The organism is Actimicrobium sp. GrIS 1.19 (assembly GCF_035984655.1).
Classification (GTDB): domain Bacteria; phylum Pseudomonadota; class Gammaproteobacteria; order Burkholderiales; family Burkholderiaceae_D; genus Actimicrobium.
The window spans coordinates 97,300-123,814 of record NZ_JAXCHT010000010.1; the positions used below are offsets into that span (position 1 = coordinate 97,300).

General features: G+C 61.3%; 20 protein-coding genes and 1 tRNA gene. 4 read left to right on the forward strand and 17 right to left on the reverse strand.

What is annotated here, in order from left to right; genetic code table 11:
• Positions 1-7: 7 nt before the first annotated feature.
• The 5 genes from RCH09_RS09430 to RCH09_RS09450 all read right to left on the reverse strand — a co-directional run bounded on the left by RCH09_RS09430 (position 8) and on the right by RCH09_RS09450 (position 6,171).
• A complete protein-coding gene (locus RCH09_RS09430) occupies positions 8-568 on the reverse strand; it encodes a hypothetical protein (RefSeq protein ID WP_326940821.1) in 561 nt (186 codons plus the stop codon).
• A gap of 15 nt (positions 569-583) precedes the next feature.
• The gene (locus tag RCH09_RS09435; protein WP_326940843.1) at positions 584-1,303 is read right to left on the reverse strand and encodes a methyl-accepting chemotaxis protein; all 720 of its coding nucleotides are present in this window, start codon (positions 1,301-1,303) and stop codon (positions 584-586) included.
• Between the two features lie 16 nt (positions 1,304-1,319).
• A complete protein-coding gene (locus tag RCH09_RS09440) occupies positions 1,320-3,731 on the reverse strand; it encodes an ATP-binding protein (protein ID WP_326940822.1) in 2,412 nt (803 codons plus the stop codon).
• Between the two features lie 256 nt (positions 3,732-3,987).
• Entirely contained in the window at positions 3,988-5,175 is a 1,188-nt protein-coding gene (locus tag RCH09_RS09445) for a DUF5666 domain-containing protein (protein WP_326940823.1), read from the reverse strand.
• Between the two features lie 87 nt (positions 5,176-5,262).
• Positions 5,263-6,171: a DUF6502 family protein gene (locus tag RCH09_RS09450; protein WP_326940824.1), complete on the reverse strand. Its 909-nt coding sequence runs from the start codon at positions 6,169-6,171 to the stop codon at positions 5,263-5,265.
• 68 nt (positions 6,172-6,239) lie between these two features.
• Between RCH09_RS09450 and RCH09_RS09455 the strand changes: the two genes are divergently transcribed.
• Positions 6,240-6,545, forward strand: coding sequence for a hypothetical protein (locus RCH09_RS09455; RefSeq protein ID WP_326940825.1), 306 nt, complete (start codon positions 6,240-6,242; stop codon positions 6,543-6,545).
• 32 nt (positions 6,546-6,577) lie between these two features.
• Here the strand turns inward: RCH09_RS09455 and RCH09_RS09460 are convergent.
• The 12 genes from RCH09_RS09460 to nirB all read right to left on the reverse strand — a co-directional run bounded on the left by RCH09_RS09460 (position 6,578) and on the right by nirB (position 22,750).
• Positions 6,578-6,656 (reverse strand) — tRNA-Ile (locus RCH09_RS09460).
• A gap of 137 nt (positions 6,657-6,793) precedes the next feature.
• Complete coding sequence (rpoD, locus tag RCH09_RS09465; protein WP_442785022.1) at positions 6,794-9,325, reverse strand: RNA polymerase sigma factor RpoD; 2,532 nt, start codon at positions 9,323-9,325, stop codon at positions 6,794-6,796.
• Between the two features lie 268 nt (positions 9,326-9,593).
• Entirely contained in the window at positions 9,594-11,390 is a 1,797-nt protein-coding gene (gene dnaG / locus RCH09_RS09470) for a DNA primase (RefSeq protein ID WP_326940827.1), read from the reverse strand.
• 25 nt (positions 11,391-11,415) lie between these two features.
• Positions 11,416-11,865: a GatB/YqeY domain-containing protein gene (locus RCH09_RS09475; protein ID WP_326940828.1), complete on the reverse strand. Its 450-nt coding sequence runs from the start codon at positions 11,863-11,865 to the stop codon at positions 11,416-11,418.
• Between the two features lie 125 nt (positions 11,866-11,990).
• Positions 11,991-12,203: a 30S ribosomal protein S21 gene (gene rpsU, locus RCH09_RS09480; RefSeq protein WP_008451879.1), complete on the reverse strand. Its 213-nt coding sequence runs from the start codon at positions 12,201-12,203 to the stop codon at positions 11,991-11,993.
• Positions 12,204-12,363: 160 nt separating this feature from the next.
• Positions 12,364-13,560, reverse strand: a complete 1,197-nt coding sequence (locus RCH09_RS09485) for an NAD(P)/FAD-dependent oxidoreductase (protein ID WP_326940831.1) — start codon at positions 13,558-13,560, stop codon at positions 12,364-12,366.
• A gap of 41 nt (positions 13,561-13,601) precedes the next feature.
• Complete coding sequence (locus tag RCH09_RS09490) at positions 13,602-14,783, reverse strand: YbdK family carboxylate-amine ligase (protein WP_326940832.1); 1,182 nt, start codon at positions 14,781-14,783, stop codon at positions 13,602-13,604.
• 14 nt (positions 14,784-14,797) lie between these two features.
• Positions 14,798-16,006 (reverse strand): cation:proton antiporter, encoded by a 1,209-nt coding sequence (locus RCH09_RS09495; protein WP_326940833.1) that lies wholly within the window; start codon positions 16,004-16,006, stop codon positions 14,798-14,800.
• Positions 16,007-16,161: 155 nt separating this feature from the next.
• On the reverse strand, positions 16,162-17,154 hold the full coding sequence (ybiB, locus tag RCH09_RS09500) for a DNA-binding protein YbiB (protein ID WP_326940834.1): 993 nt from the start codon (positions 17,152-17,154) through the stop codon (positions 16,162-16,164).
• A 39-nt stretch (positions 17,155-17,193) separates the two neighbouring features.
• A complete protein-coding gene (locus RCH09_RS09505; protein ID WP_326940835.1) occupies positions 17,194-19,971 on the reverse strand; it encodes a nitrate reductase in 2,778 nt (925 codons plus the stop codon).
• Entirely contained in the window at positions 19,968-20,297 is a 330-nt protein-coding gene (gene nirD, locus RCH09_RS09510) for a nitrite reductase small subunit NirD (protein ID WP_326940836.1), read from the reverse strand. Before nirD ends, RCH09_RS09505 begins: the two co-directional genes overlap by 4 nt.
• A gap of 17 nt (positions 20,298-20,314) precedes the next feature.
• Positions 20,315-22,750 carry a nitrite reductase large subunit NirB gene (nirB, locus tag RCH09_RS09515; protein WP_326940837.1) on the reverse strand — a complete coding sequence of 812 codons (2,436 nt, stop codon included), beginning with the start codon at positions 22,748-22,750 and terminating at the stop codon, positions 20,315-20,317.
• Between the two features lie 250 nt (positions 22,751-23,000).
• Between nirB and RCH09_RS09520 the strand changes: the two genes are divergently transcribed.
• The 3 genes from RCH09_RS09520 (at position 23,001) to RCH09_RS09530 (ending at position 26,480) form a co-directional block, all read left to right on the forward strand.
• Positions 23,001-24,215 carry a nitrate/nitrite transporter gene (locus tag RCH09_RS09520; RefSeq protein WP_326940838.1) on the forward strand — a complete coding sequence of 405 codons (1,215 nt, stop codon included), beginning with the start codon at positions 23,001-23,003 and terminating at the stop codon, positions 24,213-24,215.
• 4 nt (positions 24,216-24,219) lie between these two features.
• Positions 24,220-25,920: a bifunctional protein-serine/threonine kinase/phosphatase gene (locus tag RCH09_RS09525; protein ID WP_326940839.1), complete on the forward strand. Its 1,701-nt coding sequence runs from the start codon at positions 24,220-24,222 to the stop codon at positions 25,918-25,920.
• Between the two features lie 182 nt (positions 25,921-26,102).
• Positions 26,103-26,480 (forward strand): hypothetical protein, encoded by a 378-nt coding sequence (locus RCH09_RS09530; protein WP_326940840.1) that lies wholly within the window; start codon positions 26,103-26,105, stop codon positions 26,478-26,480.
• Positions 26,481-26,515 lie beyond the last annotated feature (35 nt).

Below are 26,515 nucleotides of genomic sequence, written 5' to 3' on the forward strand. Positions count from 1 at the left end.
GTCAGATTTAAAATAATTCAAGCTCGCCGGTATCGGCGCTGTCTTCGTTGTCGCTCACCGCAAAATCCAGATCGGCATAGTCGCTCACGCACAGGCTGACGTGAAACGGCGGCGTGTCATGCGCGTTCACATCCACCTTGAAATGCTGGACGTGGCCGCAATGCAGCGCATCGATGTAGCTGGCGCAGTGCCGATCGATGATGTTCGGGGTCGACATGCCGATGTGCGGAAAAAATTCGCCGAGGTCGCGGTTCAGGATGCCGCAACAGAGGTTGCCGCACTCTGCGATCGCATCCTGAAATGCCTGTTCGGTCATCTCGTCGGCCGCCACATCGTGGATGCGCGCAAAATGGTCACGGGTCGCCGCATTGGGTGTGAAATAAATCAGCACCATCAGACGGAACAGATACGAGGACACGGTCAGCATGACGATGCGGGTTTCAGTGATATCGGCCACATCAGTCAGCACGCTGACGTCGCAGCTTTCCTGCGCCGACGGCAACAGACTGGCCTTGATGGCTTTGGTGAGAAGACGGTCGAAGCCGTCGCGTGCCTGGAGACTGATCATGTTCCGGTCCGAGGCTCAGGCGCCGAGCGAGGCACGGGTTTTCTTGCCGGTCAGGCCAAGCCCGATGACGGCGCCGACAATCATCTTGCCGCCGGCCTGCAAATCCTGGAAGGTGGTGGTCGTGATCAAATCGTTTTCGTACAAATTGCTGCGATATTCCTTCGATAGTGCTTCCGCGCGGTTGGCAAGGGTTCTGACTTCATTGGCGACGACGGCAAAACCGCGGCCGTGTTCGCCGGCGCGGGCCGCTTCGATCGAGGCGTTGAGGGCGACGATAATGACCTGATTCACGATCAGCGCAAACTCGTCGTTCTTGCTGTGCATCTCGCGGTTGTGCTTGATCAGCACGTTCATGTCCTCATGCCAGCGCTCGAACGTCTTGACCAGGCCGAGCAGGCGCGCGATGGTGTCCTCGGATTCGCCGCAATGCCTAAGCGCGGCCTGCGTGGTGGCGGCGCTAGCGCTGACCAGCTCGGCGATGCGTTGTTCGTGCGCGCGCTGCTGCTGGTCGTGCTGCGCATCGCTGGCATGCTGTTGCTGTTCCAGCGCCTGCCGACCCGCTGCCACGTGCTGTTCCAGCAGCGCGATCTGTTGTCGCAATGCGCGTTCGCCGGCGGCGACCACGACGCCGTCGATCATGCCGGTCATCGCCAGCGTCACACGCCTTGCGCGCCACCACACCATGCCACCGCAACACACGCCACCCAGCACAAAAAATACCACTGCATTCATCATCATTGACTCAAGCCATTCAAATATTCAGTGCGCCCGTGGTGCCGCGCGCGGCGCTGGCAGGAGTGGCATTGAGGAGCTGCTGGACCAGTTCGTCCGGCGCGTCATTGCGCTCTGCGGCAAAGCCGGCTGGCAAACTCACCAGAATGCGGAATTGCCGGAACGCGGCGCCAACGGCGTCATCGGTAAAGGCGATCGAAATATCGCCATGTTCGCGCTTGACGAAGTCGCGCACGGCATCGAGACCGACGCCGCGCCCGGAGGTGCTGGTGACGGCCTCGGCAGTAGAGAAGCCCGGACGGAAAATCATCGCCGCAGCCTCGTCATCAGTAAGCAGTTCGTCTTCCGCCAAAAACTCCCTGGCAATCGCCATCGAGCGAATCCGCGCCAGAGCCAGACCACGACCATCGTCGGACAGGGCCAGTTGCAGCATCTCGCCGTCGACCCGCATTTCCAGCCGGATGTTTCCGGCCGCCGGCTTGCCCAGTGCAGTGCGCACTGCGGCCGATTCAAGGCCATGGTCCATGGCGTTGCGGATCAAATGCATGAAGACATTCTTGAACAGGCCGCCAACCTGATTGTGGATGACATAGCCACCGTCATCGATATCGACCTGTGGCGGTTTTTTACCCAGCTCGACGGCCAGCACGGGCAGCGAATCCAGCACGCCCGAGAGCGCTTCGGCCAGCGACTCGGTGCCGAGCAAGCGCAGGGTCTGGCGCACCGAATTGCGCACCGCGACCAGCTCGTGCAGATTCGCGGTATTGACGTTCTCGAGCCGATGCAGGCTGTCCGCGATATGCTTTTTGTCGATCATCAGATAGCGCTCGACACCGCCGCGGCGACCCGGCCCCTTGCGGCCCAGGCTGACTTCATTGATGCGCGCATAGCGGGCGATCTTGGCCTTGACCTGCACCAGCTGCGCGAGCAATTCGGCCTGCTCCCAGACCAGTTCCGAGTTCGGGTCGCGCAGCGCGTCGTAATGCTCTTCGGCTTCGTGCACCTGATTGGCCAGATGCAGCAGGCCATAAGTGCGGCCATTGCCCTTGACCGTATGCATGTTGCGAAACAGTAGCGCCAACACGTCGTCATCGCGCTCGGGGTGGGCCAGCACGGCGGCCTCGTTCTCGTCGATCAGGATCTGCGCATCGGTAATGAAGGCGTGGAATTTCTCCTGGCTGACGGCCAGAATTTCGCCGATGATTTCCAGTTCGCGGCGTTGCTCATTGGCTTCGGCCGCCAGCGAACGCAGCTCGGTCACGTCACGCAGGCACAGCATCAAACGCACGATCATGTCGGCGTCGTCGGTAATCGGCGACCAGCTCAGGTCGAGAATCTTGACGCGGCCGTCGGCCATGGTCTTTTCGATTTCGCCGACCATCAGATGCTCGTTGAAGGAAAAGTTCATCACGTCCTCGCCGACGCAGGCGCCGCCAATGGCGGCCATCTGCGACAGCGTATCGGCGCCCAGGCTGGTATTGGAAAACACCAGATCCATCACGTCGCGACCGACGATGTCGGTGGTTTCCAGCAGCGTTTCGAGATATGCCGAATATTCCGGGTGCACCCGGTTGTCGTCGATGATCGTCAGGATGCCCTGCGGGATGTTCTGCAGCATGGTCTCGACGTCGGCGCTCTTTTGTCGCAGCAGCGCCGCCCCTTCTTCGATCTTGCCGATCATGCCGTTGAATGCAACGATCGAGTGGCCGATCTCGTCCATCCGGTCGACCGGCACGCGGCGGGTGAAATCCTGGCTGGTGGCGATCTCGCTCATGGTGCCCTGCATGCGACGGATCGGTCCGGTAATCTGGCGCGACAGCAGCAAGCCGATCGCGGTCAGGATCAGCACCGCCACGATGGTCACGCCCGAAATCGCCTGCGCGGTGGTAGCCAGATTGGCATTGAGCGTCGCGATGGCGGCGTCCTTGCTGCGGTTCTTTTCAATGCGCAGCGTGTCGACAATCTGTTCCAGCTCGAACGCGTACGGCACGACATTGCCGAAGAATGTCGCCTGCGCCAGTTCGGTCTTGCCGGCCAGCTTGGCCTTGACGCTGTCGTCGATGGCACCGTTGTAGTTGTCCAGGCTTTCCCGGGCCTGATCGACCAGTCCGCGCTGGACCGCGTTGTCGGCATGCTGCTTTTGCAGCGCAAGCGCTTCATCAAGACTGGCCTTGCGGGCCGTCAGTTTGTCGTTGGCTTGCGCGGCGATATCTTGATCCGGCGCGGTGACGATGGCCATCGCCGTCAACTGCACTTCCTTCAATTGCGAGACCAGATCGGCCGAGGCCAGCGCGCTGGGCACCACGCCCTCGGTCACCGATTTGACCTCGACGGCGCTGCGGCGCGATTGCGATACCGCATACCCGCCAATCGCCGAGATCGCGATAAAGGTCAGGATGATCAGCAGGGTGATGCGAAGTCGAATGGTCATGGCGTAAACGGTTCCATCGTGGGATACAGGAATGGATTGGTGATGGCGTCCCTCGCTGGTTGCGAACGACGTATGCAGGAGAACTGGTTCGGCCGAAGTATTGCATCAAAGCATTACCGCAGCATGACATCCAGGCGGATTCTTTCGACTTGCCGAAATGGCATCAGCGCAACGGACCTGCCAAAAAAACAGGCACCCAGCCCGAAGGGGTGATGCCTGTTGTCGTCGCTGCGGGACTTGCTCCCGCGTGCCGTGGTCAGTTATCGAGCTTGATGTTCACGGCGACCATCGTCGTGCCGGTCACCTTGCCGGTGACTTCCACCTTGATGCCGTTGGCAAGCGTGCCAGCCTTCGTCAGATCCGCGCCGGCAAAGCTTACGGTGTACGTCACACCATGCACGACCAGCGTAAAGGATTTGCCCGCCAGATCGAAGGAGGTGATCGCGCCGTGCAAGTCATTGTTTTGCGCCGCCTGCGTGGCGTCGTCGTCGTTTTTCACCTCGACCTTGGTGGCAATCAAGGTGCCGTTGGCGTCGAGCGTACCGTCGACTTCGACCCGCGCGCCGGCTGAAACCGTTCCGCGCACCGATGCTCCGGCAGGAACGCTGACCTTGTTGCCGTTGACCTCGAAAACGGTGGTCGAGGTGAAGCTGGTGACGATGCCCTCCAGTTCAAGAACCTTGCCGGCTTTCTTGATATTGTTCAAATTCCTGGCCAGGACGCGGGTGGCGTTAATGGTGGCAGGGACTTGCGCGAACGGTGTCGCCAGACTCCCCTTGACCCGCACCAGCAATCCGTTCGCAAGCGTCGGCAGACTGTTGCCGGTGACGGACGCATAGTTGATGACCGTGCCATGCAGCGTGAACGTAGTAGCGGTTAAATTGCCTACGGCGCCAGCCAGGCGCACATCGGTCGCGCCAGTGCGTTCGATCCGGGTCGCGATCAGGCCATCGGCGCCATCCGGAATCCCGTGCACCTCGATCAGGTCGCCCGCCTTCAGCGCCGAGAGACCGGTCACCCCATCGAATACCGTTGCGGGCTTGACGGTCACCGTCAGACCCAGAATGGTGAATTGGGTGAAGTTCGGAATGGTGGTGATTGGTCCGCGTACCGCGCTGTGGCTGATGATCGTTTGGGCCGCGCCAGTGACGCCGTCATCATTGCGGCTGCCATCGACGTCGATGATCATGCCCAGTCGCAGATCATTTTCCGTCGCGGGCGTGTCATCGTCGGTCGTCACCGCGAGGCTGCTGCTGCTGGTATCGAGTCGCACACCATTCACGATCACGCTGCCGAAACCGCTGATCGGCCCGCTGAAGCCGGCGCTGGCGCTGACCACCGGCGTTCCGGCACCGCCCGTGCCACCGCTGCCGACGCTGGCGACGCTACCGCCTCCACCGCCGCAGGCGACCAGCACGGCCGCCAATCCCAAGACCATCGCCATCGGAATCCATTGGCCACGCCGTGGCTGCGCCTAGGGATTTGGTTGATTTTCGTTCATGGTGCTCTCCTGTGATGATGAAGCTGCTTGTTACGTTGGTGTTGTCGGACGGTCTTCGCCCGCATAGAAATACATGCCGATCCGCATGCGTACTGTGTGCTGTGCCGGTGGCCGGCCGGTTTCGTCCGGATTCGACTTTCCGGTTTCATGCCGCGCGACTTCCGGCACAACCCGCTTGAGCATCTGCGTCCACTCTTTGCGTGCCAGCGCATCCAGCTCCCTGACCGCCTCTGCGGGAATCGCATCGGAATAAATGCTCTGCTCGAGAAATGCCGGCCCCTCGGCCAGCACGTTGTGCGTCGCGGCTGCCGCGTGGTCGTGCAGGTTGGCCCCCAGATAGGCAAGCATGTGGGCAAAATCCGGGTTTGGGACGAAGGCATTCACCTTCAGATGGATCACCTCACCCTCGACGCGCACCAGTTCAAGCCGCAGCAATTCATTGAGCACGGTACGCGGATGGACATCGGTTGAAATGCTCCTGACCAGATCGTCAAAACTGGGCGCGCCGTTCCCGGAGCGCGACAGCGGTCGGGGCTGTCCGGCCGCATCGCAGTAGTCGGACTCGGCCATCCAGCGCGTGAAGACATCCGCCGGCAACCCTTGCGGCGCGGCGGTCGGAGTGAGCGAATGCGGCTCTTGTTTGGCACTGCGCAGCCGACGAATTTCCTTGCGATGAATCCCGGTGGTCACCGCCAGATAACTGTCCGTGGTGCGCCCGGAACGCGTGCGTGCATCGCGCTCGGCCTCTTCGAGGAAGACGCTGCGCAACACTTCGGACAGGGGCTGGTAGGTCACGCCATGCGCGAGCATCAACCGCACGATCGGACGAAACACGTACGCAACCTGTCGCAAGACCCCGGCGCCCGTCGGGCCTGCAGCCGGCACACCGTCGACGAGGGTTGCCTCGCCTTCCTGAAAATCAGCATTGCGTGTATCCATCCGCTACTTTCGTTCGAGATCAATTGAGGAGGACGTTCGGGAGTCCGGAGCAAACCATTTTCAGCAGTATGCCCAAGGTCGTCGTCATCAAATGGGAATTTAACCCATTTAACGCAGATTCACAAACGAATACGGCATTTCTTTTCCGGCGCCGTGTTTCGTGGCGGACCAGGTTGGCTCTTGACGAAAGCCGGACCGGCACCGTTCTTCAAGCGCGCATCCGCAATGGCAGCGCGGCTACCGCGAACGTGGAAGGAGGTGTGCTGGGGCTGGCAACGGCGCGACCTGTCGGCGAGGAGGCGCTGTTCGCGTCGAGTCCGATGCTGGCGCGCAGCGGGCGCAGCAATCGGATAGCGCCGAAAAAAAAGGGCTAGCGGCCATTGCGGCGCTAACCCTTCTTCGATTCTGGTGGGCCTCCCGTGAGTCGAACACGGCACCAACGGATTATGAGTCCGCTGCTCTAACCAAGCATGAGCTAGAGGCCCATTTCCTTTAGAACGCCTGACAAAACGCGCCTTGCTGCGTTGCCGCGCCTTGCCAGACACATTTTGTCAGGCGCTCCTACTGCATCACCGCCCGCACCAGTTTCATCCGGCACAAAGCGGCAACATGCAGCTGTTGATCAATTCCCTTCGAGGAAGCTTTTCAGCTTGTCGGAACGCGATGGGTGACGCAGCTTGCGCAACGCCTTGGCTTCGATCTGACGAATCCGTTCGCGTGTGACATCGAATTGCTTGCCGACTTCTTCGAGCGTGTGGTCGGTCGACATCTCGATCCCGAAGCGCATGCGCAGCACCTTGGCTTCGCGTGGCGTCAGGGAATCCAGCACGTCCTTGACCACGCCGCGCATCGAGGCGTGCAGTGCCGCATCGGCTGGCGCCAGCGTGTTGTTGTCCTCGATGAAATCACCCAGATGCGAATCGTCGTCGTCGCCGATCGGCGTCTCCATCGAGATTGGCTCCTTGGCGATCTTCATGATCTTGCGGATCTTCTCTTCCGGCATTTCCATCTTGATGGCCAGCGTTGCCGGATCCGGCTCGGCGCCGGTTTCCTGCAAGATCTGCCGCGAGATGCGGTTCATCTTGTTGATGGTTTCGATCATGTGCACCGGAATACGGATGGTGCGCGCCTGATCCGCGATCGAACGCGTGATGGCCTGGCGAATCCACCAGGTTGCGTAGGTCGAGAATTTGTAGCCGCGACGGTATTCAAACTTGTCGACTGCCTTCATCAAGCCGATATTGCCTTCCTGGATCAGATCGAGGAATTGCAGACCGCGGTTGGTGTATTTCTTGGCAATCGAAATCACGAGGCGCAAGTTGGCTTCGGTCATTTCGCGCTTGGCCTTGCGCGCCTTCATTTCACCGGCAGCCATCTTCTTGTTGATGTTGCGCAGGTCGGGCAGCGGCAACACGACGCGGGCTTGCAGGTCGATCAGCTTTTGCTGCAGCTCTTTCACCGTTGGCACATTACGGCCGAGGATGATGCTGTACGAATGGTGGCCACTGACTTCGCCATCGACCCAGGTCAGATTGGTTTCATTGCCCGGGAAAACCTTGATGAAATGGCTGCGCGGCATGCCGCATTTGTTGACGGCGACGTCGAGAATCTGCTTTTCGATGTGGCGCACTTCGTCGACCTGGCCGCGCAAGGTATCGCACAGTTTCTCGACGACTTTGGCGGTGAAGCGAATGCTCAGCAGTTCGCTCGAAATGGTTTCCTGCGCCTTCACGTAGGGCTTCGAGTTGTAGCCCTCTTTCTCGTAAGCCTTGCGCATCTTGTCGAACTGGGTCGAGATGGTGCGGAATTTTTCGAGTGATTCGCGCTTGAGTTGCTCGATCTGCTCGGCGGTGAACCCGGCCGCGCCCGAGGCATTGCCCTCGACCTCATCGCTGGCGGCTTCATCGCCTTCTTCTTCTTCCTCTTCGTCGTCCTCAGAAGCGGCGCCACTTGCGGCGGCCGGCAAGGCGGGCTCGGACACGTTCATGTCCACCAGGCCATCGACAATTTCGTCGATCTTGGTTTCATCGTTGGCGATGCGTTCGGCGGCAGCGAGGATTTCGGCGATGGTAGTCGGACAGGCAGAGATCGCCTGGATCATGTCTTTCAGGCCGTCTTCGATCCGCTTGGCGATTTCAATTTCGCCTTCGCGCGTGAGCAGTTCGACCGAACCCATTTCACGCATGTACATGCGCACTGGATCGGTGGTGCGGCCAAAGTCGGAGTCGACGGTCGACAGCGCCGCTTCGGCGGCAGCCTCGGCATCGTCATCGCTGGCGACGGTGGCGACATTGTCGGTCAGCAGCAGACTCTCGGCGTCCGGCGCATGCTCGTAGACCGCGATGCCCATGTCATTGAAGGTGCCGATGATGCCTTCGATGGCTTCCGGGTCGACAATGTTTTCAGGCAGGTGATCGTTGATTTCGGCGTACGTCAGGAACCCGCGCTCCTTGCCGAGCTTGATCAGGGTCTTGAGTTTTTGCCGGCGGCGTTCCAGCTCTTCTTCGGTGGCTTCGGTGTCGTTGGAAAACGCATCCTTGAGCAGCGCCTTTTCCTTGGCCTTGCGATCCTTGGCCTTGGCCTTGTCGGCGGCCTTCAGTTCGGCGCGCTCGACGGCGTTGAGCGCGGCGACCTCGTCGTTCTCAGGCTGAAATTCCTTCGGCTTGCGTCCGCGCCGTCCCGGCACCTTGATCGATGGCAGCACATAGCTCGACGTATCGATGGCGGCCAGCGTGGCAGCATCGGTGGTCTGGCTAACCGTCGCGGTAATCATGACGTTCACGCCGGGCTTGTTCTCGACTTTCGGCGCGACGCTGGCAACGGCTTTGTCAGAAGGTTTGGCGGCAGATTTCGATTCGGTTTTCTTGATTGTCACAGGAGCTTTCAATTGCGCTGATACCGGATTTGCATGAGTTTTCGTTGAAGCCTTGATCGCTGGCGCAGAGGCCGCCTTCGATTCCGGTTTCAGGGTGGCCCGTGTCGGGCTTGTCGTTGACTTCCTGGTCGCTGCTTTTTCAGTCGTTCCATGCGGTGAAGGTTTTGCGGTCGGGATCTTCGCTTCGGACTTTGGTGCGGCGGATCGCTGTGCTGCCGGCTTGGTCGTCTTGACAGGGAGCGTCGCAGGTTTCGCGGGTTTCTTCATTGCATTCGCCATGGATCAACTTACAAAAGGTTGCTCTGTATGCGCACTTGCAAAAGACACCGGAGCGGAATTGCCTGCCCGCAGCGTGCCTGGTTTGCCGAGTCGGCGCACTGTTCTTGTTTTTTGCCCGTCACCATGCTGCGCGGCGGTGGACAATTGCTCTAAGGCCTTGAATCAAAAGCTTTCAAGGATAACATACGACATCGTTCGAACACCTCAAAACACGACCCGAAACGTGCACGCAACTGCAATGTGCGTCCGTTCATGCTGTCTTTTGGTCTCATCGCCGTGCAATTTCATCTTCGGCCTCGCGCCGCAACTGTTCCTGCTTCAAGCTCAGTTCCCGATAACGCATCAATTCCTCGGGCTGCTTCATGCCGCCGGCGGCCAGTCGCTCCTGCTCGGCCTTGAGCACTTTCATTTTAGTCTGACGGACCGCTCCGGCAAGTTCGAGGCGCGCCGTATCCCGGTCCGACTCCGGTTCCGCGGCAATCTCGGCAATCATGCTGTCGAAATCCTGTCCGGATGCGCGCAGATGCTCCGACAACGTCGCGAAACTGGCATGTTCGCCCATTTGCCGGCCGGCGCTGACCAATTGCGTCAACATGGCAGCGTTATCCGGCACAAAATGCACCATCGCCTTGAGCGCATCGTCGTCCAGCTCCATCGCCAGCGCCGGATGCGCGACCAGCAGACGCATCACTTGCAACTCCAGTCCTACCGGCGGCGTGCGCTTGCTGCGCGGCGGCGCCGCCCGGCTGCGTCCGACCGGATTGCTCAATTCAAACAGCGACTCGATTTCGGTCGGGGTGCCCTGCGTCAGTTGCGCCAGTCCGCGCACGATCTGCAAACGCAACGACGATGCCGGCATCGCCTGCAACAGCGGCTTGGCGTCGAACTGCACTTTCGCGCGCCCTTCCGAGGTCGACAAATCGTTGTCGCCGGCGACTTCCTTCAACAGAAATTGCGACAACGGCATCGCATCCTGCACTTGCTGCTCGAACCCGGCGGTGCCGTGCTCACGCACGTAACTGTCGGGATCGTGCTCCGACGGCAAGAACAAAAACTTGATCGTCTTGTTATCGGCGGCATACGGCAAACTGGCTTCCAGCGCGCGCCGGGCTGCCTTGCGTCCGGCCCGGTCACCATCGAAGCTGAAGATCACATGATCGGTCTGACGCGACAGCTTTTGCACATGGGTTGCGGTACAGGCTGTTCCGAGCGTGGCCACCACCTGCGGAAATCCCAGCTGCGCCAGCGCCACCACATCCATGTAGCCTTCGGTCACCAAGACATATCCGGCATCGCGAATCGCCTGCCGGGCTTCAAACAGCCCATATAACTCGTTCCCCTTCTGAAATAGGGGCGTCTCGGGCGAATTCAAGTATTTCGGTTCGCCATTATCGAGAATGCGGCCACCGAAGCCGATCACCTGCCCTTTGGTATTCCGGATCGGGAACATGATCCGGTCACGAAAGCGGTCATAGCGCTTGCGGTTGCTGCCTTCCTCGTCAGTGCGGTCAATGACCAGACCGGCCTCGACCAGTGCGCTGGCGTCATAGTCCGGAAACACGGTGCGCAAACTGTCCCAGCCATCTGGCGAGTAACCGATCCCGAAACGGGCGGCGATTTCGCCGGTCAGGCCGCGTCCGATCAAATAATTCTTGGCGCGCTCGGCGGTGCGCAATTCGAGGCGGTAATAATCGCAGGCGCGCGTCATGGCTTCCGTCAGGGCCAGGCTCTTGGCCTGGTGTTCGGCGCGCTGGGCGGGCGGCATCTTGTCGTCGCTCTCGGGCACCACCATGCCAACGCCCTGTGCCAGGTCCTTGACTGCCTCGACAAAGCCCAGGCCGGAGTATTCGATCAGGAAACCGATCGCAGTACCGTGCGCACCACAGCCGAAGCAGTGATAAAACTGCTTGGTCGGGCTTACCGTGAAGCTGGGTGACTTTTCATTGTGAAACGGACATAGCCCCATGAAATTGGCGCCGCCTTTTTTCATCGGCACATAGCGCCCGACCACGTCGACGATATCGACGCGATTGAGCAGGTCCTGGATGAATGATTGCGGGATCACGGCAGCACGCGACGCGAGTGGCGCATCAGGCTTTGGTCAGCGCCGCTTTCACCAGAGCCGAGACGGCCGTCATGTCAGCACGCCCGGCCAGCTTCGGCTTCAGGATCGCCATCACCTTGCCCATGTCCTGAGCTCCGGCCGCGCCGCTGGCAACAATGGCGGCGTCGACTTCGGCCTGCACCTGCTGGTCGGACAGCGCCGCCGGCATATAGGTGGTCAGGATCGCCAGCTCGGTCTTTTCGATGTCGGCCAGGTCCTGGCGTCCACCGGCTTCGAACTGGGTGATCGAGTCCTTGCGCTGCTTGATCATTTTTTCAATGATGGCCAGGATCATCGTGTCGGTCAGTTCGATGCGCTCGTCGACTTCCTTCTGCTTCATCGCAGCGGTCAACAGGCGAATCGTACCGAGCTTGACGGTTTCCTTGGCGCGCATGGCGGCCTTCATGTCGTCAGTGATCTGTTCTTTGAGGCTCATGTGCAGGCTCCTTGTTCAGTCAATGCCGGATTAGACGGCAAATAAATCACAAAATGCGAAAACCCGCTGCGGACAGGCGCCGGAGCGGGCTTGCATTTCAGCCGCAATGGATGCGGCCAAGCGAATCAGAACAGTTTTTTCGGCAATTGCTGGCTGCGGATGCGCTTGTAATGGCGCTTTACTGCGGCAGCGAGCTTGCGCTTGCGTTCGGCGGTCGGCTTTTCGTAAAACTCGCGCGCACGCAACTCGGTCAGCAGGCCGGTTTTTTCGATGGTGCGTTTGAAGCGGCGCATGGCGACTTCGAAAGGCTCGTTTTCTTTAAGGCGAATAGTTGTCATGAGTTAGATTAAAAAACCGACGTTTCAAGGGAAGAGCGCGAGTCTAGCAGGTTCCATCGGCGAAAGGAAGGCCCAATGTCGCCGGGAATGGCAAAAAGTGCAGTTGCATGGAATTTCAGAGGTGGAAACCCGGCGCACAAGAGCCCCGGTGGCGCGTGGATCAAACAGAACTGCCCGCAGCGAAGCCGGAAGCCCATGCCCACTGGAAATTGTAGCCGCCCAGCCAGCCCGTGACGTCAACCGCCTCGCCGACGAAGTGCAAGCCCGGCACGCGCGTGGCCATCATGCTCTGTTGCGACAGTTCGCGGGTATCGACGCCGCCGACCGTCACTTCGGCCTTGCGGTACCCCTCCGAGCCGTTGGGTGCGACCTGCCAGCTGTTAAGCGAGTCGCCCAGACGCTGCAGTGGCTTGTCCTGCAGGTCGGCCAGCCGCGCTTCGGCGTCAAAGCCGTTGCGCGCCAGCCAGCCGGCCGAGAGTCGCGACGGCAGCAGCTGCGCCAGCACGTTGCCGAGGTTCTTCTTGACGCTGCCCTTGCCTTCAATGAGCTGCTTGCCAAGCGCCGCCTGTGGCAGCAGATTGATCGTCAATTCGGTGCCGGGCTGCCAGAAACTCGATATCTGCAGGATCGCCGGGCCCGACAGGCCGCGATGTGTAAACAGCAAGTCCTCGCGAAACGCGCCGCCGGTTTTCTTGCTGCCGGTACTGACCTCGACCTCGAGTGCGATGCCGGCCAGGTCGACGAACGGCTTCCAGGCCTCGGCATCAAAGGTCAGCGGCACCAGTGCGGGTCGGGTTTCAATCATCTTGAGACCGAACTGGCTGGCGATGCGGTAGGCAAAATCGGTCGCCCCGATCTTGGGGATGGAGAGCCCGCCGGTGGCGATCACGACACTGGCGGCGTGCAACTCACCGGCGTCGGTGCCGATCACGAACCCGCCCTCGCCGTGGCTGACGCCGCTGACCTTGCATGGCATGCGCCAGTGGACGTTGCCGAGGCCGCATTCCGCCTTGAGCATGGCAATGATGTCTTCGGCCGAGTTATCGCAGAACAGCTGGCCCTTGTGTTTTTCGTGGTACCCGATCCGGTAGCGCTTGATCAGGCCGAGAAAATCCTGTGGCGTGTAGCGTGCCAGCGCACTTTTGCAAAAATGCGGATTTTGCGACAGGAAATTGGCCGGACCGGTGTTGAGATTGGTGAAGTTGCAACGACCGCCACCCGAGATGCGGATCTTCTCGGCCAGCTTGTCGGCATGGTCGATCAGCACGACACGGCGGCCACGCTGGCCAGCCACGGCGGCGCACATCATGCCGGCGGCGCCGGCGCCGATTACTGCAACATCAAACTGTTCTGCCATGGGGAAACCGGATTGCTGGAAAAAGCGTGATTGTACGGTTGTTAGCCTGCCTGCGGTGTTGCCGTACTGGTCATCCACAGTTGCGACGCCAGCCGCATCAAATCATTGTGCGAGCCGCGCTGGCGGAAGGTGCGCCGCAGCCAGCCGGCGTCATTGACCTTTTCCTGGGCCAGCTGCCGCAATTTCTGCAGCGCCTGCTCCTCAGCCTCGTTGACGGTGTAACGCGCCAGGTCTTGCAACCGGTCCAGCAGATCGACGGCAATCGGCAGTTTTTCGGTGGGCGCGCCGTTCGCGTCGACCAGGCCGATGTCGCCCTCCAGGCCGTAGCGACTGGCTTCAAAGCGATTGAATTGATACAGCAGATAAAAATCGTCCGAGATCGTCAGTGGTCGCTCGGTCAACAACCAGCGCGCCAGCAACTGCGCGTAGCAGCCCAGTAGCGCCGCATGCTCGATCGTCAGCGGCGTGTCGCAGACGCGGATCTCGACGGTGCCGTATTCCGGCTTGGGTCGAATGTCCCAGTAAAAATCCTTGATGCTGTTGATCACGCCAATACGGCGCAGGTTCTCGTAGTAGGCCTCGAACTGCGACCAGCGGTGCAGCACCGGCATCGTGCCGGCCATCGGGAAGGCCCGCACCACGTTGCTGCGCGACGAATCGAAATCGGTATCGACGCCCTGGTAGAACGGCGACGCGGCCGACAGCGCAATGAAGTGCGGCACGAAACGGGCAAAGCCGTGCGTCAGATACATGGCGTCATCGCCGCTGGTCACGCCGATATGAATGTGCTGGCCAAATACGGTGAAGCTCTTGGCCAGATAGCCATACTTGCGATGCAAATAATGAAACCGCTCATCGGGTGAAATGCGCTGCTCGCTCCAGCGCTGGAACGGATGGACGCCGCCGCCGGCAATGTCGATGTTCAGGCGCTGCGCACCATTGACCAGCGCGCTGCGCAGGCCCTTGAGTTCCTCGCACAAATGATCGACCCGGGTATGCACTTTCGAGTTGAGCTCGATCATGCCCTGGGTAATTTCGAGTTTGATCTGCTCTTTCAGATCGCGCGGCTCGATCAGGCCCCACAAATCGACCGCATCGGTGGCCAGGTTGTAATTGCGGCGGTTGACCAGTTGCAGCTCAAGCTCGATGCCCATCGTGAACGGCGCCGACTCGGTGAATGGCAGGATGGCGGCATCGGCGCGGGTTTCTTGCAGGTCGATCATGGTGGAATCCTTCATCAGCTACGACCGCTTTCGCCGGACAGCTTCAGCGCCAACTGGGTGGCGACCGGACCGACCAGCTCCAGCACGACCAGGCAACCGACCAGCAGCGGTCCGACCTGGGCAGTGGTATTCGGATACAGATAGGTGATTTGCGCCAGCCCGAGACCCGCTTCGGCCATCGGCAGGGTCGCCAGTGTCAGCAGGGCCGAATGGCGCAGGCTCAGCCGGGCGGGACGGGTAAAGATGAAGATACCGCAGGCGTTGGCCAGGAAACGCGCGCCAATCAATATTGCCACCATGACCCCGACCGAACCCAGGCTCGACAGCTGCATCGCCGCACCAATGCTCACAAACAGCATGACGATGAACAGTTCATTGGCGACCCCGAACTCCAGCTCCATCAAATCATATTGCAGGTCCATGTTTTTCGACATGATCGCAAAAATCAGCATCGTCAGCAGCACCGGCAATTGCAGTGCATGGGCGGCGCCGATGGTGAGGGTGATGAGGGCAATCACCAGCACAAATTGACGACTGCGCTGGCGTCCCAGCCAACGTGCCAGCGGCATCATCACGCGGTACGTCACGGTCGCCAGCAGGACCGAACCGACCAGCGAATACAGCGTGTGCGCGAACAGCGTCAGAAACGGCGTGTCGTGCTCGGCCGCCACCACTGGCAACAAGGCGTAGGCGACCAGCAGCGCGACGATATTGTTCAACGCCGCCATCGCGGCAAGGCGACGGGTGATCTGTCCCTCGGCCTTCAGATCGCGCACCACCACCATCACTACCGCCGGTCCGGTGGCGATGGCCAGCACACCGCCCAGCAAGGCCAGCGTAGTCGAGGTGCCGTACCAGATCATTGCCAGCGACACGAAAGCAAAGCACAGCACCGCGCTCGCCAGCACGGTCGCCAGCAGCCACTTCTCGCGCAACAGCCAGCGCACATCGACGTAGCGTCCCAGCTGATACACCAGCAACGCCATCGCGATATCGGCAAAGATGGTGGCGACCTGCAGCACATCGCCCGACAGCAGGTTCAGGCCGCCGCCGCCGAGTGCGAAGCCGACCAGCAGGTAGCCGGTCAGACGCGGCACCCAGGGCGTTTTCTGCACCAGTTGACCGGCAATCAAGCCCAATAAAAGCAGCGCGCCGAACAACAGCAGCGCATTCCAGTGCAGCGCCTGCGTATACGCAAAGGACGGTAGCGTCCATGACCCCATGGGTCCTCCAACGGGAAAGTAATACAGATGAAAGAGATGCCGGGCAACAGCCGACGAGAATTGCGGGCGTCCCGTTTGTCAGCACCTGATGGATTTAGTTCCTGCCGTGCACTCCCGCAAGGGTGCCGCCAGAGTCGATCAAATTGCAGAGATTGTCAGTGATCGCGCTCAACATCTGTGCGCTCACGCACGATGCGCGCAACCTGCAAGCAGTGTTCGACCTGCTCGGCAATCGCCGGGGGTACCTCGCGTGCCCCGGCCAGGACCTGTTCGATCCAGCGCGCCGTGGTCACGGCATCCCGTTCAGCCGGCAGATCCGGGGCGGCATCGGCGCGCTCCTGCTTGTCGAACAGGGTGCTGCGTTGCCCCTGATGCAGCCAGTCGATGCGTTGTGCACGCTTGACATTGGCGACCGTCTCGCCTTCGGTGCCGCGCATCAGGAATGCGTCACCGCGTGCATGCGGCGCCGCCGTCGCGAAGTAGGTACTGAGCATTTCCAGATATTCGGGATGGGTGTAGGAAGTCAGGCGCAACGCGGGCTGGCGAAACGGCTGCATGATCTTGACCAGCGTATGGGTCGAGTTGCGCACGCCCAGAATGCGCCGCAACGACAGCAGATGCGCCAGTTGCGGCGCCAGCACCTCGATCGGAATGAAGGCCGGCGCACCGCTTGCCAGCTGCGCTTCGGCATGTGCAGGAGTGCGTGACAGCGGCAGGCCTAGCTCCTGGAAAATCTCGGCGCTGGTGACACGGTTGGGATCCTGCAGCACGCCATGCATCAGCACCGGCGCGCCGTGCCTGGCCAGCACCGACACCAGCAAGGGCGTCAAATTGGCCATGTGCCGGGCGCCGTTATAACTTGGAATGACAATCGGGGCGTAAGGCGACGCCAGCGGCGCCGACAATGGCGCAAACGATGCCTCCGCTGCCTCCAGAAACCCGCCGATTTCGTCGATCGACTCGCCCTTGATGCGCATCGCCAGCAGAATCGCGCCGAGTTCGAGATCCGACACGCGCCCCTCCAGCATCGCTGCGAAGAGCAGCGTGGCATCGTCGCGCGACATGCTGCGCGCACCATCCTTGCCGCGACCGATTTCCTTGATAAAGCGCGCTGCTGCCAGCGGTTCGCCCGGTTGACTGTTTTCCATGCCTGCAGAGTACACCGAAGCGCCGGCCGAGCGGATTTTTCAGTCAGAGGCCTGCAGCACCGGGCGCTGCGCGAGAATGATTTTTTTCAGCTCGGGTACGCACGATCCGCAATTGGTGCCACATTTCAAGCGCCCCTGCAATGCCGCCAGTTGCGCCTCCGGCGGGCCGTCGAGGGCGTCGAGCGTCGTGGCGATCTCGCTCTCGGCGACATTGAAGCAGTTGCAGATAATCCGCCCTCGCGCAGTAAAACCCTGCGGCGCCGTCGACGCAGGCGACAGCAGCAAGCGTCCCAATGCGGCGACCGATTGCTCACTCTCCAGATACGGTTTCAGCCAGCGCTCCGCAGCGACATCGCCGGCCAGCGACAACGCCGCCAGCCTGCCGTTCTCGACCAGGATATGGCGGGCGTTGCCGCGCCGGCGGTCGTCGTAGCGCAGCACGCCGGCGCCAGCAATGCCGAACAGCGACTCGATCTGCGCCACCAGCTCCGGCGCGGCGGGATAATCGTCGGCCGCCCGAAAGAATACGCCGACCCGATCGCGGCCGAACAGCGTGCACGAGCCATAAGCAAACTGCCGCAGGTAGGGACGCAAGGCGGTCTGCAGCCGCAACACCTGATCCGGTGCGACCCAGCCGAACACCACGAAACGCCAGGGCAGTTCAGCCTTCAGTATCTTGATGCCGGCATGCTTCAATTCAGGTTGTTTTGAACTCGGGTCCAGCGCCGGCGATGTCAAGGCGTTCACGCCGTGCGAACCCGCGCCTTCGTGGCCGCGGCCGGAGACATATTCTTCACCCCAATGCATGCCGATGAAGGCCTGGCCGGCACGCATCTCGTCGCTGGCTTGCGCCGGGAAAATCTGCGAGCCGCGCCGGCTGGTGACATGCACCATGTCACCATCGTCGATCAGGCGTCGATCCATGTCGGCCCGAGCCATCAGGATCGCCGGCTCGGCGGCATGCGCGAACAGTTGGGCGACGGTGCCGGTGCGGCTCATGCCATGCCACTGGTCGCGCAACCGCCCGGTGTTCAGGCGAAACGGAAAGCGCGCGTCAATCGGTTCGGCGACCGGCTTGTAAGGCGTGTTGACGAACCCGGCGCGGCCCGACGCGGTCGGGAAGACGCCATCCTCGTACAGGCGTTTGCGGCCGGCCGCGGCGCCCTCCGGAAACGGCCATTGCTGCGGCGCTTGCGCCAGCATGGCATACGACAAGCCGGTGATGTCGAGATCGCGTCCGCGCGTCGACTCGCGATGTTCGTTCCAGATCGATTCAGCGCTGTCGAACGGAAACAGCGTGGTGTCGCGCCCCAGCAAGCGCTCGAGGCGGCGCGCAAAATCCACCACGATTTGCCAGTCATGGCGCGCCACGCCCGGACCAGCCACGGCCGCGTTGACGCGGGTGATGCGGCGTTCGGAATTGGTGACGGTGCCGTCCTTTTCGCCCCACGATGTGGCCGGCAACAGGATGTCGGCATACGGCGCGGTGGCGGTGGTGGCGTAGGCTTCCTGCAGGATCACCAGCTCGGCGCGTTCGAGCGCCTGGCGCACCAGCTTTTGATCCGGCATCGACTGCGCCGGATTGGTACAGGCAATCCAGAGCAGCTTGATTTCACCGCTGCGCACTGCCTCGAACATTTCCACCGCGGTCTTGCCGGGCGTCGCCGGCACGGCCTCGATGCCCCACAGCCGCGCGACTTCGGCGCGGTGTTCGGGGTTGGCCAGGTCACGATGCGCCGACAACAGATTCGCCATGCCGCCGACTTCCCGTCCACCCATCGCATTCGGTTGCCCGGTCAATGAAAACGGCCCGGCGCCCGGCTTGCCGATCTGGTGTGTGGCCAGATGCAGATTGATCAGTGCTGCGTTCTTGGCGGTGCCCGCCGCCGATTGATTCAGGCCCTGGCAATACAGCGACAACGCCGCGCGCGACTGCCCGAACCAGCGCGCCGCCGTGAGCAGGTCGGCTTCGGCGATGCCGCATACATCGGCAACATATTTCGGCGTGTAATCGCGCACCGTGTGCTTGAGTTCGGCAAAGCCTTCGGTATGTGCGGCAATGAAGCCGACGTCGGTCAATTCTTCCCACAGGCAGATATGCAGCATGCCATTGAACAGGGCGACATCGGTGCCCGGCAGGATCGGCAGGTACAGGTCGGCATCGCGCGCGGTGTCGGTGCGGCGCGGGTCGGCGACGATGACTTTCAGGTTGGGATTATTTTTGCGCGCTTCTTCCAGACGCCGGTACAGCACCGGATGGGCATACGCCATGTTCGAGCCGACGATGAAAATCAGCTCGGCCAGTTCGATGTCTTCGTAGCACGCCGGCGGTGCATCAGCGCCGAGCGTCTGTTTGTAGCCGGCCACTGCGCTCGACATGCACAGGCGCGAATTGGTGTCGACATTGTTGGTGCCGATCAGGCCCTTGGCCAGCTTGTTGAAGACGTAATAGTCTTCCGTCAGCAGCTGGCCGGATATGTAGAAGCCCACGCTGTCCGGCCCATGTGTGCGGATGGTGTCGGCGAATTTCTGCGCCATCGCATCGAGCGTGTCGTCCCAGCTGGCCGTGGTGCGCGGCAGGTCGCGCTGCGTGCGCAGTTCCGGCGTCAGCGCGCGCGCCTGCAGTTGCAACATTGGCTGCGCTGACAGATGCAGCGTACTGCCTTTGGTGCAGAGCCGGCCGAAGTTGGCCGGATGCTCCGGGTCGCCGCGCACGCCGGTGATCTGCGCGCCATCGGTGTCGATCAGCACGCCGCAGCCGACGCCGCAATAGCAGCAGGTCGACTTGATGTCGTGCGTTGCCGTCGGCAGACTCATGCCGCGGCCAGCTCCTGCAGGTCGAGCGCGACTTCGCCATTCTCGACGCGCACCGCGAAGCGTCGGGTGCAGCCTTCGTCCGGCGTGACGGCGCAGCCGGATTCCAGCTCGATGGTCCAGTTATGCAGCGGGCAGGCAACCCGTTCGCCGAACACGATGCCCTGCGACAGCGGTCCGCCCTTGTGCGGACATTGATCGAGCAGCGCGAACACCTTGTCGGCGCCATTGCGGAAAAGTGCCACCGGCACCTGACCGGCGCGCTGCACCACCCGTGCGCCGAGTACGGGAATCTCGTCGACGCGGCAAATCACTTTCCATTGATTCATCAAAGACCTCTCCACAATCACACGGACAACGGGGCGAACTGGCGCACATCGACCTGGGCTTTTTCCGGCTCATGCCACGGATCGGCCAAGCCATCGAGCGAGAATAGCAGGCGTTCGTACAAGGCCTTGCGATTGGCGTGGTCCTCGACCACCGCGCGCTTGACATGATCGAGCCCGACCCGCGCCAGGTAATGCACGGTGCGGTCCAGATACCAGCCTTCCTCGCGATACAGTTGCAGAAAGGCGCCGGCATATTCAAGCACTTCTTCGTGGGTTTTCAGCTTCACCAGGAATTGCGCGACTTCGGTCTTGATGCCGCCATTGCCACCGACATAAATCTCCCAGCCCGAATCGACGCCGATCACGCCGACATCCTTGATGCCCGATTCGGCGCAATTGCGCGGGCAGCCCGACACCGCCAGCTTGACCTTGTGCGGTGCATACATGCGCGCCAGCGCGCGTTCAAGTTGCTGCCCCATCAGCGTCGAATTCTGGGTGCCGAAGCGACACCATTCGGAACCGACACAGGTCTTCACCGTGCGCAAGCCCTTGGCATAGGCCAGTCCCGATGGCATGCCGAGATCGCTCCAGACTTCGCGCAAGTCTTCCTTCTTCACGCCGAGCAAATCGATGCGCTGGCCGCCGGTGACCTTCACGGTGGGAATCTTGAACTTGTCGACCACGTCGGCGATGCGGCGCAATTCGGACGCATTGGTTTCGCCACCCCACATGCGCGGGATCACCGAATAGGTGCCGTCCTTCTGGATGTTGGCATGCGCGCGTTCGTTGATGAAGCGCGACTGCGGATCATCTTTCGCTTCGTGCGGCCAGGTGGAGATCAGGTAATAGTTCAGTGCCGGCCGGCAGCTGGCGCAACCGTTCGGCGTGCGCCAGCTCATGAAGGCCATGGTATCGGCGATGGTCAGCAACTTCTCGGCGCGGATCGCATCGCGCGCTTCCTGATGGGTGTGGTCCGTGCAATTGCACATCGGCTTGTTCTTGCTCGATTGCGAGTAATCGCCACCGGCGGTAAACATCAGAATCTGTTCGACCAGCCCGGTGCAGGAACCACACGACGCCGACGCCTTGGTGTGCTTGCGCACGTCCTCGAGCGTGAACAGACCCTGCTCCTTGATGGCCTTGACGATGGTGCCCTTGCAGACGCCATTGCAGCCGCACACTTCGGCCGCATCCGGCATTGCGGCGGCCTTGGTAAATCCTTCGTGCCCGACATCGCCGGGACGACCGGTGTTGGCTTCGCCGAACATCAGCGTGTCGCGGATCTCGGCGATATCCTTGCCTTCGCGCAGCAGCTGGAAGTACCAGCTGCCGTCGACCGTATCGCCGTACAGGCAGGCGCCGACCAGCTTGTCATCCTTGATCACCAGTTTCTTGTAGACGCCGCCGATCGGGTCCGACAGGATGATTTCCTCGGTCCCTTCGCCGCCCTGAAAATCGCCCGCCGAAAACAGGTCGATGCCGGTGACCTTGAGTTTGGTCGACGTCACCGAACCCTGATAGCGGCCGATGCCGAAGTTGGCCAGATGGTTGGCACAGACCTTGGCCATCTCGAACAGCGGCGCCACCAGTCCATACGCCGTGCCGCGATGATTGACGCATTCGCCGACGGCATAGATGCGCGGGTCATAGGTTTGCATGGTGTCATTGACGACGATGCCGCGATTGCAATACAGCCCGCTTGCCTCGGCCAGCGTGGTGTTCGGTCGAATCCCCACCGCCATCACGACCAGTTGCGCCGGCACTTCGCTGCCGTCGGAAAAGCGGATGGCGCTGACGCGGCCGTCGGTGCCGATCAACTCTTTTGTATTTTTCCCGAGCAGGAAATTCAGGCCACGGTCTTCCAGCGACTTTTGCAGCATCTTCCCAGCGACCGGATCAAGTTGACGTTCCATCAGCGAATCGGGCAGATGTACCACCGTCACGTTCATGCCGCGCAGCTTCAATCCATTGGCGGCTTCCAGTCCGAGCAAGCCGCCGCCGATGACGATCGCATCGGTATGGGTGGCGGCAGCAGCGATCATGGTGTTGGTGTCGTGGATGTCGCGGTAGGAAATCACGCCCTCCAGCTCCTTGCCCGGCACCGGCAACATGAACGGGTTCGAGCCGGTCGCCATCAGCAGCCGGTCATACGGCGCGGTGGTCCCATCGTCGGCGATCACCAGGCGCTTGATGCGGTCGATGGTGACGATCTTCTTGCCAAGATGCAGCGTGATGTCATTGTCGGTATACCAGTCGACATCATTCAACATGATGTCCTTGATGGTTTGCTCGCCCGCCAGCACCGGCGACAGCAGGATGCGGTTGTAGTTGGCATACGGTTCGGCGCCAAAGACGGTGATGTCGTAAATGTCCGGCGCCAGCTTGCGCAGCTCCTCCAGGGTACGCACGCCCGCCATGCCATTGCCAACCATGACTAGTTTGAGTTTCTTCATGTTGCTTCCTCGCTGTATGCGTGATGACCGTCTGTACCTCGTCACAAAGCAAGTCTGGTGCCAGTACTTGCGGACGCGGTTGCACCATTGACCGATGGAAAGCGCACCAAGGCGACGCGCACCCCGGTTCCGTTTGGTGCGACGCCCGAAATGTCTCCGCATAATTCGTGCAAAGCCGGTTTCGCACAAATTTTGCATGGCATGGCGCTTGCATTGCATGACGCACACTCACTGACCGCGACCTGTCACCATGACAAAATCCACGTTTTGGAAAGTTGGCCACACGCCCACGCTGCTGGCAGCCTTCGTCTACTTCGATCTCAGCTTCATGGTGTGGGTCATCCTCGGCCCGCTCGGCGTGCAGATCGCCCATGACCTCGGCCTGACTGCCGCACAAAAAGGCCTGATCGTCGCGACGCCGCTGCTGGCCGGCGCCTTGCTGCGCATCGTCATGGGTGTGCTGGTCGACCACCTGCGGCCCAAACGCGCCGGTGCGATCGGCCAGGTGATCGTGATCGCCGGGATGGTGTGGGCCTGGCAGGGCAAGCTCGACAGCTACCATGCCATCCTCGCACTCGGCGTAATCCTCGGCGTCGCCGGCGCCGCCTTTGCGGTGGCGCTGCCGCTGGCGTCGCGCTGGTATCCGCCCGAGCATCAGGGCACCGCACTCGGCATCGCCGGCGCCGGCAACTCGGGCACCGCCTTCGCCGCGCTGTTTGCACCCGCGCTGGCGCTGGCCTACGGCTGGCAGAATGTGTTCGGCCTGTGCCTGATTCCGCTCGGCGTCGCGCTGGTGGTATACATGGTGTTCGCCAGGGACGCGCCCTCCGCGCCGCCGCCGAAATCGCTGATCGACTATCTGAAGGTACTCAAGGACAAGGACGCATGGTGGTTCATGTTTTTTTACAGCGTCACCTTCGGCGGGTTCTCCGGGCTGGCATCGTCATTGACGATTTACTTCAACAGCCAGTACGGCCTGAGCCCGGTGGTGGCGGGTTACTTCACCGCCGGTTGCGTGTTTGCCGGATCGATGGTGCGGCCGATGGGCGGCAAGCTGGCCGACCGTATCGGCGGGATTCGCACGCTGTCGGTGATGTATGTACTGGCGGCGATCTTCCTGTTCATCGCCAGCATCGGGCTGCCGAGTGCAGCCCCGGCGGTGGTCGTGTTCGTGCTGGCGATGCTGGCGCTGGGCACCGGCAATGGCGCGGTATTCCAGCTGGTGCCGCAGCGCTTTCGCAAGGAAATCGGCGTGATGACCGGACTGGTTGGCATGGCCGGTGGCGTCGGCGGGTTTTATCTGGCCGCCAGCATGGGGTTCTCAAAACAGATGACCGGCAGCTACCAGGCCGGCCTGACGATTTTTGCCGCGCTGGCGGTACTGGCCCTGCTCGGCCTGTCGGCGGTCAAGGGACGGTGGCGCACCACCTGGGGCAGCGCGGCGATGACCTCCGCCAGAATCTGACGTCATGCCGCTAACCCTCGCCACCGGCCACGCCAGTGCCACCGGCAAGCGCCCGCGCAACGAGGATTTCGTCGGCATGGTCACGCCGCGTGAGCCGGAACTGTCGGTCAAGGGCGTGCTGGCAGCGCTGGCCGACGGCGTCTCCGGCGACCAGGGTGGTCGCGAAGCGGCCGAGTACGCGGTGCGCGGGCTGCTGTCGGATTACTACGCCACGCCCGACACCTGGCCGGTCGCGCAGGCACTCGAACGCGTGCTGGTCGCCACCAACAGCTGGGTCCAGCATCAGGGTGCAATGCGGCCCGAACTGGCCGGCATGGCCACGACCCTGACCTGCCTCGTGCTGCGCGGCGGCTTCTATCACTTTGCCCATGTCGGCGACACCCGCCTGTATCTGCTGCGGGGCGGCACGCTGACCCGGCTCACCACCGATCACGTCTGGGACCGCCCCGAAATGCAGCACGTGCTGACCCGTGCCATCGGACTGGATTCGCGCGTGGCGATCGACCATGGCATGGGCGAATTGCAGTTGCGCGATGTATTCCTGCTGGCCAGCGACGGCGTCTGGAATGCGCTGACCCATTTCGATCTGACCTGGCACCTGTCGGCGCTGGCGCTGGGCCAGCACGATGCCGACACGACTGCCGCCGCGCTGGTGCGGGCCGCGCTCGAGGCCGGCTCCAGCGACAACGCCAGCGCGCTGGTGCTGCGCATCGACGCCCTGCCAGAACAGGATTTGCGCGATGCACTGTCGGCCTTGCAGCATCTGCCGGTGCCGCCCCGCTTCAAGCCCGGCCAGGAGATCGACGGCTATCGCATTGACAGCCTGCTGCACAGCTCGCGCGCCACGCTGTTATACCGCGTCACCGACCTGCACAGCGGCCGCGCGCTGGTGCTGAAAACACTGCAGCCGGAAAGCGGCAGCGACCCGCACGAGCGTGCCGCCTTCGCGCACGAGGAATGGCTGGCCAAACGTGCGGTGGCGCGCTTCTTCGCGCAGGTGATCACGCCGCAGCAACGCAGCGCACTTTATACGTTGACCACCTGGCATGACGGCAGCACGCTGCAGCAACTGCTCGATGCGCAAATCCATTTCACCATTCCCGACGTGATCGCGCACGGCACCAAACTGGTTCGCGCAGTCGGTGCGCTGCATCGGCGCAGCATCCTGCATCGCGACGTCAAGCCGGCCAATTGCCATCTCGGGCTGGATGGCGAATTGCGCTTGCTGGATTTCGGCGTAGCGCAATCGGGCTTCGATCCGCAGCCGTCCGACGCACCCATGGCCGGGACGCCGTCCTATCTCGCGCCGGAACAGTTCGACGGCGCCGCTCCCTCGCGCCAGACTGATCTGTACGCGATAGGCGTCACGCTGTATCAGTTACTTACTCGACATTATCCGTACGGCGAAATCGAAGCCTTTCAGCGCCCGCGCTTCGGCCAGGCGACGCCACCGACGCGTTACCGGCCGCAGATACCGCACTGGCTGGAAAACGTCGTCATGAAAGCAATTGCCCGTGATCCTGCCGACCGCTTCGAAACGGCCGAGGAATTCTTGCTGGCGCTGGAGCGCGGCGCCACGCGGGCTCTGTCAGCAGCGCCACCCATGCCGTTGCTGCAACGCGATGCGGCGGCGGTGTGGCGCGGCGCGGCGCTGGTGTTGCTGGTTTTAAATCTGTTGCTGATTTATTTACTTGTAGTGCGGTAAATCCTTAGCTGCTTTACCCAATCCATCTCGTCGGCAAGGTTACATTCCGCCCACTGCCATCTCTCTCGTTTCAATATCCTCTGATCACCGTCATTTGGCCGCATTAAATGTGCTATGTTGCCGTTGCCTGATTGCATCAAAAAATACTGATCAGACCATAAAAAATAAACAGAGGGAAATCGATGGAATTATCGTTACGAATCGCATTCAGCAACAAGAGTAAAAATCTACCGGCTTCAATTCGTCGTCACGCATTGCATGGTTGTGTCGTTGCGTTCGCCATGCTGGCCAGTGGATGCGTATCAATGAATCAATACGTTGACTCCGCACTACCCAAAATCTCCTACACCGCTTTAAAGCCAATCGAGCCAAAGCAGTCAGTTCAGGTCTTTCTCGAATTTCGTACACGTGGCGTGACCAATGCGGCGGCCACCGCCCTGCTTCAACCGACTGTCATCGACACACTGATGAAGTCAAAGATGTTCAGTGATGTTTTAGTGCACCTCGTTATACACAATTCGCCTGATCACCCAGCCGACGTAGCGCGCGCATCGTTTTGACAGCGACATGCACATCTTTCAAGCCCAACCAGATC

Bases quoted from the DNA above. Each gene is read 5' to 3' on its own strand.
- RCH09_RS09430 (WP_326940821.1), bottom strand. From the start codon at position 568: ATGATCAGTCTCCAGGCACGCGACGGCTTCGACCGTCTTCTCACCAAA.
- RCH09_RS09435 (WP_326940843.1), bottom strand. From the start codon at position 1,303: ATGATGAATGCAGTGGTATTTTTTGTGCTGGGTGGCGTGTGTTGCGGT.
- RCH09_RS09440 (WP_326940822.1), bottom strand. From the start codon at position 3,731: ATGACCATTCGACTTCGCATCACCCTGCTGATCATCCTGACCTTTATC.
- RCH09_RS09445 (WP_326940823.1), bottom strand. From the start codon at position 5,175: ATGGCGATGGTCTTGGGATTGGCGGCCGTGCTGGTCGCCTGCGGCGGT.
- RCH09_RS09450 (WP_326940824.1), bottom strand. From the start codon at position 6,171: ATGGATACACGCAATGCTGATTTTCAGGAAGGCGAGGCAACCCTCGTC.
- RCH09_RS09455 (WP_326940825.1), top strand. From the start codon at position 6,240: ATGCCCAAGGTCGTCGTCATCAAATGGGAATTTAACCCATTTAACGCA.
- rpoD (WP_442785022.1), bottom strand. From the start codon at position 9,325: ATGGCGAATGCAATGAAGAAACCCGCGAAACCTGCGACGCTCCCTGTC.
- RCH09_RS09475 (WP_326940828.1), bottom strand. From the start codon at position 11,865: ATGAGCCTCAAAGAACAGATCACTGACGACATGAAGGCCGCCATGCGC.
- rpsU (WP_008451879.1), bottom strand. From the start codon at position 12,203: ATGACAACTATTCGCCTTAAAGAAAACGAGCCTTTCGAAGTCGCCATG.
- RCH09_RS09485 (WP_326940831.1), bottom strand. From the start codon at position 13,560: ATGGCAGAACAGTTTGATGTTGCAGTAATCGGCGCCGGCGCCGCCGGC.
- RCH09_RS09490 (WP_326940832.1), bottom strand. From the start codon at position 14,783: ATGATCGACCTGCAAGAAACCCGCGCCGATGCCGCCATCCTGCCATTC.
- RCH09_RS09495 (WP_326940833.1), bottom strand. From the start codon at position 16,006: ATGGGGTCATGGACGCTACCGTCCTTTGCGTATACGCAGGCGCTGCAC.
- ybiB (WP_326940834.1), bottom strand. From the start codon at position 17,154: ATGGAAAACAGTCAACCGGGCGAACCGCTGGCAGCAGCGCGCTTTATC.
- RCH09_RS09505 (WP_326940835.1), bottom strand. From the start codon at position 19,971: ATGAGTCTGCCGACGGCAACGCACGACATCAAGTCGACCTGCTGCTAT.
- nirD (WP_326940836.1), bottom strand. From the start codon at position 20,297: ATGAATCAATGGAAAGTGATTTGCCGCGTCGACGAGATTCCCGTACTC.
- nirB (WP_326940837.1), bottom strand. From the start codon at position 22,750: ATGAAGAAACTCAAACTAGTCATGGTTGGCAATGGCATGGCGGGCGTG.
- RCH09_RS09520 (WP_326940838.1), top strand. From the start codon at position 23,001: ATGACAAAATCCACGTTTTGGAAAGTTGGCCACACGCCCACGCTGCTG.
- RCH09_RS09525 (WP_326940839.1), top strand. From the start codon at position 24,220: ATGCCGCTAACCCTCGCCACCGGCCACGCCAGTGCCACCGGCAAGCGC.
- RCH09_RS09530 (WP_326940840.1), top strand. From the start codon at position 26,103: ATGGAATTATCGTTACGAATCGCATTCAGCAACAAGAGTAAAAATCTA.